Source organism: Fictibacillus sp. WQ 8-8 (assembly GCF_024494405.1).
Taxonomy (GTDB): domain Bacteria; phylum Bacillota; class Bacilli; order Bacillales; family Fictibacillaceae; genus Fictibacillus_C; species Fictibacillus_C marinisediminis.
Genome location: NZ_JAMXKG010000004.1, coordinates 352,473 through 363,906 on the forward strand (window position 1 = coordinate 352,473; position 11,434 = coordinate 363,906).

12 protein-coding genes are annotated in these 11,434 nt (G+C 42.0%); all 12 read right to left on the bottom strand.

Annotated features, from left to right (window positions below; all coding sequences use genetic code 11):
- Nucleotides 1-42 precede the first annotated feature (42 nt).
- The 12 genes from cccA to M1K46_RS11450 all read right to left on the bottom strand — a co-directional run bounded on the left by cccA (nucleotide 43) and on the right by M1K46_RS11450 (nucleotide 11,387).
- Nucleotides 43-387 (bottom strand): cytochrome c550, encoded by a 345-nt coding sequence (gene cccA / locus M1K46_RS11395; RefSeq protein ID WP_053357846.1) that lies wholly within the window; start codon nucleotides 385-387, stop codon nucleotides 43-45.
- 230 nt (nucleotides 388-617) lie between these two features.
- A complete protein-coding gene (locus M1K46_RS11400; RefSeq protein WP_256226068.1) occupies nucleotides 618-2,243 on the bottom strand; it encodes an AMP-binding protein in 1,626 nt (541 codons plus the stop codon).
- Nucleotides 2,244-2,264: 21 nt separating this feature from the next.
- The gene (locus M1K46_RS11405) at nucleotides 2,265-3,404 is read right to left on the bottom strand and encodes an acyl-CoA dehydrogenase (RefSeq protein WP_062234899.1); all 1,140 of its coding nucleotides are present in this window, start codon (nucleotides 3,402-3,404) and stop codon (nucleotides 2,265-2,267) included.
- A 296-nt stretch (nucleotides 3,405-3,700) separates the two neighbouring features.
- Entirely contained in the window at nucleotides 3,701-4,825 is a 1,125-nt protein-coding gene (gene rpoD / locus M1K46_RS11410) for an RNA polymerase sigma factor RpoD (RefSeq protein ID WP_053357843.1), read from the bottom strand.
- Nucleotides 4,826-4,861: 36 nt separating this feature from the next.
- Nucleotides 4,862-6,673 carry a DNA primase gene (dnaG, locus tag M1K46_RS11415; protein WP_062234897.1) on the bottom strand — a complete coding sequence of 604 codons (1,812 nt, stop codon included), beginning with the start codon at nucleotides 6,671-6,673 and terminating at the stop codon, nucleotides 4,862-4,864.
- 66 nt (nucleotides 6,674-6,739) lie between these two features.
- Nucleotides 6,740-7,210, bottom strand: a complete 471-nt coding sequence (locus tag M1K46_RS11420; protein ID WP_256226069.1) for a YaiI/YqxD family protein — start codon at nucleotides 7,208-7,210, stop codon at nucleotides 6,740-6,742.
- Nucleotides 7,211-7,481: 271 nt separating this feature from the next.
- Complete coding sequence (locus tag M1K46_RS11425) at nucleotides 7,482-8,306, bottom strand: pyruvate, water dikinase regulatory protein (RefSeq protein WP_175501848.1); 825 nt, start codon at nucleotides 8,304-8,306, stop codon at nucleotides 7,482-7,484.
- Between the two features lie 22 nt (nucleotides 8,307-8,328).
- Nucleotides 8,329-8,979: a helix-turn-helix transcriptional regulator gene (locus tag M1K46_RS11430; RefSeq protein ID WP_082316198.1), complete on the bottom strand. Its 651-nt coding sequence runs from the start codon at nucleotides 8,977-8,979 to the stop codon at nucleotides 8,329-8,331.
- Between the two features lie 92 nt (nucleotides 8,980-9,071).
- Nucleotides 9,072-9,815 (bottom strand): DNA repair protein RecO, encoded by a 744-nt coding sequence (gene recO / locus M1K46_RS11435; RefSeq protein WP_256226070.1) that lies wholly within the window; start codon nucleotides 9,813-9,815, stop codon nucleotides 9,072-9,074.
- A gap of 35 nt (nucleotides 9,816-9,850) precedes the next feature.
- Nucleotides 9,851-9,994 carry a YqzL family protein gene (locus M1K46_RS11440; protein WP_082316197.1) on the bottom strand — a complete coding sequence of 48 codons (144 nt, stop codon included), beginning with the start codon at nucleotides 9,992-9,994 and terminating at the stop codon, nucleotides 9,851-9,853.
- Nucleotides 9,995-10,087: 93 nt separating this feature from the next.
- Nucleotides 10,088-10,996 carry a GTPase Era gene (gene era / locus M1K46_RS11445; protein ID WP_053357839.1) on the bottom strand — a complete coding sequence of 303 codons (909 nt, stop codon included), beginning with the start codon at nucleotides 10,994-10,996 and terminating at the stop codon, nucleotides 10,088-10,090.
- A complete protein-coding gene (locus M1K46_RS11450) occupies nucleotides 10,989-11,387 on the bottom strand; it encodes a cytidine deaminase (RefSeq protein ID WP_062234887.1) in 399 nt (132 codons plus the stop codon). Before M1K46_RS11450 ends, era begins: the two co-directional genes overlap by 8 nt.
- Nucleotides 11,388-11,434: the final 47 nt, after the last annotated feature.

The window sequence follows — 11,434 nt, forward strand, 5'->3', positions numbered from 1 at the left end:
CAATCATAACGCCATAAGGCTGTTGATTGAAGTCAGCTTCTTTTATTTTTTCTCTGAAAGCCATTTTGCAATGATTTGTTGCTCTTCGCCTTTTACGACACCAGCGGGCATTCCGCCAGGTTTACCATTTTTAAGAATATTAGTGATTTGCTCTTTTGAATATTTGGCTCCGACTTTTTGAAGGTTAGGACCAACCGCGCCTTCCAGGTTTTGGCCATGGCAGGAAGAACAGTTTTGTTTAAAAATTGCTGCAGGATCAAGTGCAGCCTGTTCTTTTTCCTTTTTCGCTTGTTCCTGATTATGTATTCCCCAAAATGACATGCCGATAATGAGAATAATGCCAATTACTCCTGTAAAGATAAAAGGAATAAGCGGATTACGTTTCATCATTTTTCCTCCTTCATCTGTTATACATTTGATGTACATTTTGCCTGCTTATGTAAGTGCTAACAATCCATATCCTATTTTACTTGAAAAAAGAGTCGAAGGAAAGAGAAAGTTAAACTTTTACTAGTTTTGTAAAAAGCCTTCAAACTTGGAATTAAACATAGTGTATGGATTTCATATTAAATGATCACCTGATGCAGCAAAGAAAAAACGCCCGCAGTTGCGGACGGTCAGGTCACTATACCTTGTTCTGCTTCAATTTGCTTTTTAGCCTCCTCACGCAATTTATACTTTTGAATTTTACCAGATGCCGTCATTGGATATTCGTCTACAAAAATCATGTATTCAGGAATTTTGAACTTGGATATCTTTCCTTGGCAATAGGCAGCCAGTTCTTCTTTCCCAATACTATGCCCCTCTTTTAGCTGGATGCAGGCAGCCACTTTTTCTCCAAATGTTTCGTCCGGAACTCCGATCACCTGAACATCGAGAATTGAAGGATGCGAATATAAAAATTCTTCGACTTCTCGCGGGTAAATGTTTTCACCGCCGCGGATGATCATATCCTTCAAACGGCCTGTGATGGCCACGTAGCCCTCATCGTCCATCACAGCCAGATCACCGGTATGGAGCCAGCCCTCCTGATCAATCGCATCTCTGGTCGCATCAGGCATCTTATAATATCCTTTCATCACGTGGTAGCCTCTTGTACAGAGTTCCCCCTGTTCTCCAAAAGGTACCGTCTTGCCTGTTGCAGGATCGATAACTTTGATTTCAACACCCGGGTGCTTTTTCCCAACCGTCTCCACCCTCTTTTCAATAGGATCATCAGGTGTCGTTTGAGTAAAGACCGGCGAGGTTTCTGTCTGTCCATAAGCAATTGTGATTTCTGACATTCCCATTTTACTGATGACATTCTTCATGACTTCAATTGGACAAGTAGATCCTGCCATCACTCCTGTCCGAAGAGAACTTAAATCGTACTGCTGGAAATTTTCATAATTCAGCTCTGCAATGAACATTGTAGGTACGCCGTGAAGCGCCGTGCATTTTTCCTTTTCGACGGTCTCCAGGACTTCCTTTGCACTGAATTGAACGATGGGTACCATAGCTGCTCCAGCGGAAACTGCTGTTAACGTTCCGATCACACACCCAAAGCAGTGAAAGAACGGTACCGGAATACATAGACGGTCCTGTTCAGTTAACCTCATGGCTGCCGCCAAATGATGAGCGTTTCCAAGAATATTACTATGCGTCAGCATGACCCCTTTTGGAAAACCAGTCGTGCCTGACGTGTACTGCATGTTAATGACATCTGAAGGCTCCAGGCATTTTTCTCTCTCTAGGAGCTCCTCATCGGAAATGTTTTCTCCTGAACGAAGCATCTCTTCCCAGTTTGACATCCCTTCTGGCTGGCCATTGCCTATATAAATGAATTGATCTAGCAGAGGGAATTGTTCGTTTTTGGATTGAACAGCCTGAGCCATTTGTACATAGGACGTGTTTTTGAAGCCCTCTATGAGAAATAAGGCTTTTGAATCTGACTGTTTTAGGAGGTATTCCAGTTCAGTCTGCTGGTAGCTGGTATTTACCGTTACTAATACCGCCCCCGCTCTTGCTGAGCCGAATTGCAGCAATATCCATTCCGGCACATTGGTTGCCCAGACTGCAATATGATCTCCCTTTTTAATACCGAGTGACATTAATCCTTTAGCTACTTTCGCAGTTAAATCGTAAAATTCTTTATAGGAATACCGGATTCCTAGATTGCTGTATACAACAGCTTCACGAGAGCCGAATTTCTTCACTTGCTCTTCAAGATATTTTCCAATAGTTACGGATTGCAGCTCTGTCATAATTCACCCCATTCTTTAGAATTAACAGCCGATTTCTCTGGATATTACCATTCTTTGAATCTCAGACGTTCCTTCACCGATTTCAGTCAGCTTAGCATCACGGAAATAGCGCTCTACATGATAGTCTCTCATGTACCCGTAACCACCGTGAATCTGAACCGCTTCCGAACAGATCTGCATGCAAGCCTCTGAAGCGTAAAGCTTCGCCATTGCTGCTTCTTTGGAAAACCTTTTCCCTTGGTCTTTTAACCAGGCGGCTTTGTATACCATGTTCCTCGCCAGTTCAATCTTCATTGCCATGTCAGCAAGTTTGAATTGAATCGCCTGAAATTTAGAAAGAGCGGTCCCAAACTGCTTTCTTTCTTTAGAATAAGCAAGAGCCTTGTCATAGGCAGCCTGTGCAATGCCTACTGCCATCGCACCAATACCAATACGTCCGCCGTCAAGCGTGATCAGAAATTGCTTAAAACCATCTCCACGCTGTCCAAGCAAATTCTCCTCTGGAACTTTTACTTGGTCAAGGATTAATTCAGTAGTGTTTGAAGAATGAAGCCCCAGTTTCTCATAGTTATCGATCACTTTAAAACCTTCAGAGTCAGTAGGAACAATAATGGCACTGATCTCTTTCTTGCCGTCATTTTTCCCTGTAATTGCTGTCAGTGCGAGATGCTTGGCATAGCTTGCATTTGTAATGTAGCACTTGCTTCCGCTGATCACCCATTGATTGCCTTGTTTCACAGCGGTTGTTTGTGTTCCCCCAGCATCTGAGCCAGCGTTCGGTTCAGTCAGACCAAAAGCACCCATCGATTCTCCTGTACAGATTGGCACAAGATATTTTTGCTTCTGCTCTTCTGTTCCAAACAAATAGAGGGGAGCTCCGCCAAGAGAAACATGTGCCGAATACGTGATACCGGCAGAACCGCATGCTCGGCTTAGTTCTTCTACTGCGATCGCAAAAGAAATGGTATCTGCCCCTCCGCCGCCATATTCTTCAGGGAAAGGCAAGCCCATGATTCCCAGCTTCCCTAGCTTCTGAAAAATTTCAACAGGGAACTTTTTTTCTTTGTCTCTTTGTTCTGCGCCAGGCGCAACTTCTTCATCAGCAAATTCCCTCATCATTTTTTGTATCATTGCTTGCTCATCTGTCAATGCGTAATTCATGGATGACCCCACCTTTTGTATAATTTCACCATTGTGTGTAATCGCTTTCAAGTTTATTATAGATATAAAGGCAGAATTTTTACAACATTAACATTATTATTTTTACGTTTATTTTTCCTTCTTTTGGAAGTCTTTTTTTATCCGGTTGATTTGCATTCAGCTAAATTTATCAGTAAAATGGATAATAATAACTGGTAAAAATGTTATTATGTTCTATTTTCCTGCATTCGTTCAATAAATCATTGAGCAAAATAAAAAAGCCTGCCGGCAAGGGCAGACTTTATCACTGATCTATTTTATTCCAAGAAATCCTTCAATCTCTTGCTTCTGCTTGGATGGCGGAGTTTACGAAGTGCTTTAGCTTCGATTTGGCGGATCCGTTCACGGGTTACTCCGAAGACTTTCCCAACTTCTTCCAGAGTACGTGTACGGCCGTCATCAAGACCGAATCTTAAACGCAAAACATTCTCTTCTCTGTCGGTGAGGGTATCGAGTACATCTTCGAGCTGCTCTTTTAACAGCTCATAAGCTGCAGCTTCAGAAGGAGCTAGTGCGTCCTGGTCTTCAATGAAGTCACCAAGGTGAGAATCGTCTTCTTCACCAATCGGTGTTTCAAGAGAAACAGGTTCCTGGGCGATCTTCAGGATTTCGCGTACTTTGTCCGGAGTGAGATCCATTTCCGCACCAATTTCTTCAGGCGTCGGTTCGCGGCCCAAGTCTTGCAGTAGCTGCCTCTGGACGCGGATCAATTTATTTATTGTCTCTACCATATGAACAGGAATACGGATGGTTCTTGCCTGGTCAGCGATAGCTCGTGTTATAGCCTGTCTGATCCACCATGTGGCATACGTACTGAACTTATAGCCTTTACGGTAATCAAACTTCTCAACCGCTTTAATAAGTCCCATGTTGCCTTCCTGAATAAGATCAAGGAAGAGCATCCCGCGGCCTACGTAACGCTTGGCAATACTTACAACTAGCCTAAGGTTCGCTTCAGCAAGGCGGCGTTTTGCTTCTTCGTCACCTTCTTCGATTCGTTTAGCAAGGGAAATTTCTTCTTCTGCAGAAAGAAGATCCACGCGGCCGATCTCTTTTAAGTACATTCGGACAGGGTCATTAATTTTCACCCCTGGAGGAACGCTGAGATCGTTGAGGTCAAACTCTTCTTCTTCCTTGCCTGCTTCAAATTTAGGCTCTTCTTCATCAGAATCAGATTCATCGGTTACTTCTACACCCTGTTCTTCAAGGAAGTTGTAGAACTCATCCATTTGCTCTGAATCCTGATCAAAAGGCGCTAGTTTGTTGGTAATGACCGTATAGGTCAGCGCACCATTCTTTTTCCCTGCTTCAATTAATTGCTCTTTTACTTGATCGATGGTTAATTCGCCCTCCGTCTCGCGACGGTTTGGTTTCTCAGCCATTCGATCCCCTCCTTCCACACTTCAACAAAAAAATAATCAGCCTTTTAATTCTTTTTTCATTTGAAGTATCTCCATTGCTATTTGGGCCGCCCTGGCAAAATCCTGCCCGCGTTCCGCTTCCTTTTTGTGCTTTTCTTTACCCTGTATCACCAGCCATTTAGGATAGTTGGTGATCTGTCTTATATAATCACTCATTTCCTTATCGGAAAGATGTTCATTGACAGTCAGCATCGCCAGCTCGGAAGCAATCTTTTTTAACCTGTCATCTTCAATGCGCTGCAGGAACAAACCAACATTGGGCAAATTTCCTTCTTCATAGAAGGCATATAAATAAGCTGCAACCGCATTGTGTTCTTCAATGTTAAATGATGCTCCCAGTAACTCCTGAACCCTGATGGCAACGTCTGTGTTTTTCAGCATATGCGCAAGTAGAATCCGTTCAGCATTATGATAGGCAGGCAAAAGCGGTTTGTTATAGTAAGTATTATTCCTAGGGTTATTATTCCTGTTTGTGTCAACATTATCCTTTTTTCGCTTTTGCTGCTTAGCTGTATAAAACTGCTGCTGCTTTAGAGCTTCCAGAGAGAGGTTAAATTCATCAGCAAGCTGCCTTAAATAATGGTCTTTTTCAACCGCATTAGGCAATTGGCTGATTTCCTTTATTATCTCTTCGATATAGAGCATTCGTTCTCCTTCATCGTTGAGATTTTTACCTCTTCTGTAATATTGAATTTTAAAAGCCATTACGGTTAAACTTGCCCCTATTACATCCCTGTTAAACTTCTCGGCTCCATATTTTTGGATATAGTCATCGGGATCAAGACCGTCTGGCATTTTCGCAATTTTCACATTGCATCCTGCTTTTAATAAAATCGATGAAGCTCTAAAGGAGGCTTCAACACCTGCATGATCCGAATCATAACAGATAACGACAGAAGGTACATTTCGTTTCAGCAGTTTTGCCTGATCTTCTGTCAAAGAAGTTCCAAGTGTAGCCACCCCATTTTCAACGCCTGCTCTCCAGGCAGCAATCGTATCAACATACCCTTCAAATAGAACAGCCTGCTGTTTTTTCCTCATTTCCGGACGGGATAAATGCAAGGCATACAAGTTCTTGCCTTTATTAAACAGCAAGGTCTCAGGGCTGTTTAAATATTTGGGTTCCCCGCTGTCCAAAATTCTGCCCCCAAAGCCGATGACTTTACCGTTTTTATCCCAGATTGGAAACATGATCCGGTTTCTGAACCGGTCAAAGAATTTACCGTCAAAGTCCCGTTTGCCAAGCAAACCGGCTTTTTCAGAGAGCTCCAGCGAGAAGTTTCTTCTGCTGAGGAAGTTGGTGGCCGCATCCCAGGAATCAGGTGCAAACCCGATTTGAAACCGGGAGATGACTTCATCCGAAAACCCTCTGCCCTTTAAATAGTCGAGAGCTTTCAAACCTTGCTCAGTATTGAGCAGATAATGATGAAATAGTTTCGCCAAAAGTTCATGAGCCTCGCCCATGACTGCCCGGTTATCTGAGGATTTGCTGTTTCCAGACTGCCGTTCCAGTTGAGGTAAATCTATTCCCGTTCGCTGTGCAATATGCTTCACTGACTCAAGAAATGAAAATCCTTCGATATTCATTAGAAAAGAGAAAGCATTACCGCCTGCTCCGCAACCGAAACAGTGGTAGATCTGCTTATCAGGCGAAACAGAAAAGGAAGGGGATTTCTCTCCGTGAAATGGGCATAAGCCAAAATAATTGCGCCCTTGTTTCTTCAAGGTTACATAGTCACTGACTAGTTCAACAATATCTTGAGATGTTCGAACTTTTTCTATCAGTTCGTCCGGAATTCGTTCTGCCATGTTTAAACACCGCTTTATTTACTTTCCTCTGTAAAAATCACACAGGTTATAGTTATTCGTTAAGAGTTATTGAAATCCTTCAATATTCGACAACATTTTTTTAAATTGTCCGGAGAAACGTTCAAGATCAGAATCCTGAAACTTCGCTGGTCCTTTTGTACGTTTGCCGGCTCTTCTTTCTTTCCCGGAAATGTACCTTTCAAAAAGCATTTTTTCCATATCTTCCTCCCGGTATAAAAAACCGCGGGGATGGAACGTAATCACACCTTTTGGGACCAGGATACTGGCCAGGCCAAAATCCTGAGTAACCGCAATATCTCCTTTCATTGAATGATTCATTAAATACAGGTCTACTTCTTCACGGTTGGCATCGACCAGAATCCATTCTACACCAGGTGAAGGGGCTGTATAATGGGCATATGAAATGACAAAAAATGCCGATAAATTAAATTCCCGACAATGTTCGATAATAGAATTCCTAATCGGAACCGGGCATGCATCTCCATCTACCCATACTTTTGATTTTGAATTAGACATAAATTAAATTTCTACATCCTCCATAAGAATCCTTCTACAAAATAAACATGTCGAAGAAAACCTTTTTTTGTTTTACGTCTTGTTGAAGAATGCTGTTTCATAGAATCAGTCTGTCCCGTGCTCTGGAAAGAACATTCTTATCCTATTCTAGGTTCCATTGCTAACTTTTAATCACAATTTTATATTATAGCTAAAAATTTATAATAATGCCAGAAAAATTACTTCCGCAGAAAAAAGCGTACAAAATCAAACGATTTCGTACGCGATATGGTTATCGGTAGTTTTTGCCCGTATAAATGTTATAAATGAGATTTGCTGATTCCTCTACGGCTTTGTTTGAAACATCAATGACCCGACAGCCGATCCGGTCTATTGTTTTAGTGAAATAGTCAAGCTCCTGCCTGATGCGGTTGATATTGGCATAATTAGCCTCAGAATTTAACCCAAGAGCCATCAGTCTTTCTCTGCGGATATCGTTTAGTTTTTCAGGAGTGATGCTTAAACCGAAACACTTTTTAGCAGAGACTTTGAACAATTCCTCCGGTGGCTCGACTTCAGGAACAAGCGGAACATTGGCCACTTTCAGTCGTTTGTGAGCCAGATACTGCGACAAAGGTGTTTTAGACGTCCTTGATACTCCTACTAAAACGATATCGGCTTTTAAAATTCCCCTTGGATCTCTTCCATCATCATACTTAACAGCAAACTCAATGGCTTCAACTTTTCGGAAATAATCATCATCCAGCTGATGTACAATTCCTGGCTCATATCTCGGAACCTGCTGAAGAAGCTGCTGCATCTGGTTCATCATCGGACCGATAATATCTACTGCAACCACTCCCGAAACCAGTGCCTGCTGCAGGAGAAACTCCTTCATTTCTGGTATGACAAGTGTAAACGCGATTAGAGCCTGATGTTCTTTAGCTAATGCCACTACTTCTTTAATGGTTTCCTTATCTTCTACATATGGAACCCGCTTAAGCTCAATGGCAGTTGAATTAAATTGGCTGGCCGCGGCTTTTACAACAAGCTCCGCAGTTTCGCCAACAGAATCGGATACAACATAAATCATTGGGCGATTTATATGGTCAGTCATCATTACCTCCTGATTGCGAAGATCAAATAATCATTTCATCCCTGGCCAATTCAACAAAGGCCTTTGTAATATTCGTTTTCGTGATTCTTCCCACTACTTCATACCCTTCGTCATTGGGAGCTTTTTTTACGACCGGCAGCCCGTCAATCTGCTTTTGGATGAGAATATGGGCAACATCCAGTAAATGGTCTTCTTTAAAACAGTATGTGATATTCGGCATCCTGGTCATAATAATGTTGATAGGGACGGCGTTTAATTCCTGTTTTCCCATACTGGCTCTCAATAAGTCTTTTCTTGAAACCACTCCAACAAGATGAGAGTTTTTATTCACAATAAACAAAGTTCCCACGTCTTCAAGGAACATGGTACAGATCGCTTCATATACGGTTGAAGATTCAGGAACTACAACGGGGATCGATGAAAATTCATGGACTTGTATCTTCTTGATTTTTTCAGTCAATAGCTGGGAGCCTGTTTTGCCTGTATAAAAATAGCCAACACGGGGTCTGGCATCCAAATAACCCGCCATCGTTAAAATGGCTAGGTCAGGCCTAAGCGTAGCTCTTGTCAAATGCAAACGGTCTGCAATATGTTCCCCCGTAATAGGTCCATGGTCTTTTACGATCTGCAATATTGTTTGTTGCCTTTTATTCAGTTCGATTGTTCGCACCACCTTAGCAAACTTGAAATGTGTTATACTCTTTATTAAACATTATATACTAATTAAGGGAGCAAACGAAGCTAAAAGGTATAAAAGCAACATTATTATTCAAATTTATTCAATTGATCCAAAAACTTTTTAGATTTGAAGAACATCCCTGAATACTCATCAATGTAGGTAGATAGAATAAACTGGATTTCGTTCTTTGTCTGTTTTTTTAACGATACATTTCCAAGCCGGTTTAAATCAAAATGATAAAACAGGCGAAGGAGTCTTGCAGTTGGTCGAGTCAGCGGAATCCTGTTCGTGTCCAGGTGATAGCACCTGTCACAGAGAAAACCACCTTCCCGCACGGAAAAGGCAAATTCCCCTTCGGTTCTGCCGCAGTTGGCGCAGTGATTTACTTGGGGGCTAATGCCCGCTTGCTGCAGCATTTTCATCTCAAAAATAAACGTGATAACTTGTGGATCTGCACCTTCATTTATAAGGTTGAAAGATTGCCAAACATGTTCAAATAAATAGGGCTGAGTTTTTTTCTCTTCTGTCACCTTATCAAGAAATTCAACCATATAAGCACAATAAGCTGTTTTAAACAAATCTTCCTTGATGCCTCTGAACGAGTCGATGATTTCACCTTGACTCAGAGAACCCAGCCCCCTGCTTTGCTGAAAAACAAAATGACCGTATGTAAAGAGCTGCGCAACAGAAGAGAGGCGACTTTTTGGTTTCTTCGCCCCTCTTGCCATAACTCCTATTTTTCCGTTTTCTCTCGTAAAAAGAGTAAGAATTACGTTTGTTTCACCGTAGTCCACTTTTCTGATAACAATTCCTTCAACCTTTTGCAGCATGATTACACCACCACCAGGTCATTAATGAAGGCATCCTATTGGATGGGAGAGTCAATATGCGCTTGCTGATCTTCTAACTGAGCCACACTTGTTGACATGTCGACCTCAAGTTCTTTAAACAACAAATAGGTATCGATACTGCCCGTTTCGCAAAATACCTTCCAGGTAAATTCTTTCATGGGAATGCTCCACCTTTCAAGTTGTTTTATAAAACTCCCTTGTCTTTAGGTTTGCCTTATATATCTTTTTCATGTGAAGGAAAATATGGAAGATCAATATTCGTCTTCGTTGAATCCGAATTCCTTTAGATTACTCAGCTTGTTTCTCCAATCATTCTGTACTTTCACGAAAAGCTCCAGAAAAACTTTAGATCCAAGCAAGTTTTCAATATCTGTACGGGCTCGTTTTCCGACCTCTTTCAGCATCGAACCTTGTTTTCCTATGATGATCCCTTTTTGAGATTTTCGTTCAACGATGATGGTGGCGTTTATAAATACCACGTCACGGTCCTCACGTCGCTGCATCTGTTCAATGACAACAGCAATGGAGTGAGGAATCTCCTCTCTCGTCAGATGCAGTACTTTTTCACGAATCAGCTCACCGGCAATAAATCGTTCAGGATGATCTGTAATCTGGTCTTCTGGATAATATTGCGGACCCTCCTCCAGATATTCTGTAATCTGGTTCATGAGCGTATTCACGTTGTTGCCCTGTAGAGCAGAGATCGGAATCACTTCCTGTACATCAACCTTGCCTCTGTAAAAGTCGATCAGCGGAAGCAGCTGGTCAGGGTGGATCGTATCAATTTTATTGATCACAAGGAAGATCGGCTGTTTGATGTCCTGAAGTTTATCAATGATAAACTGATCTCCTCTGCCATACCCTTCTTCTGCATTGATGACAAAAAGAATCAAATCTACTTCCCTTAATGTCTGCTGAGCGATTTTTGTCATAAAATCGCCTAAACGGTGCTTAGGTTTATGAATACCCGGAGTGTCTATAAAAATAACTTGTGCTTGATCTGTTGTATACACTCCCTGGATCTTATTCCTTGTTGTCTGCGGCTTGTCACTCATAATGGCGATCTTTTGGCCGATGATATGATTTAACAACGTTGATTTCCCAACGTTCGGCCGTCCGATTATAGAAACAAAGCCTGATTTGTAACCTGTTTTATTCATTCAAATCCCCCGGTGAAAACGCCCCTGGAAGCAATTCTTCCACAGTCGTTTCCATGATGTTTCCTTTTAAATTTGTCAAATAAACTCTCATGCCTGGCGGGCATAGTTCTGAAATGACTTGTCTGCAAGCTCCGCAGGGCGGAACGGGCCGATCTGTATCTGCTACTACAGCTATGGCAGCAAACTCTTTATCACCTTCAGAAACGGCTTTGAACAATGCTGTCCGTTCTGCGCAGTTTGTTACACTATAAGCAGCATTTTCAATGTTGGATCCCCGATAGACCTTGCCGTCTTTTGTTAAGAGTGCAGCACCCACTTTAAAATTCGAATAAGGCACATAAGCATAATCTCTCGCTGAAACCGCTTCCTCAATCAGTTTTTCTTTTTCCATCTCTTGTTCCACCTTTCAACACCAGCCTTAACTCATTTCAAGCGGCT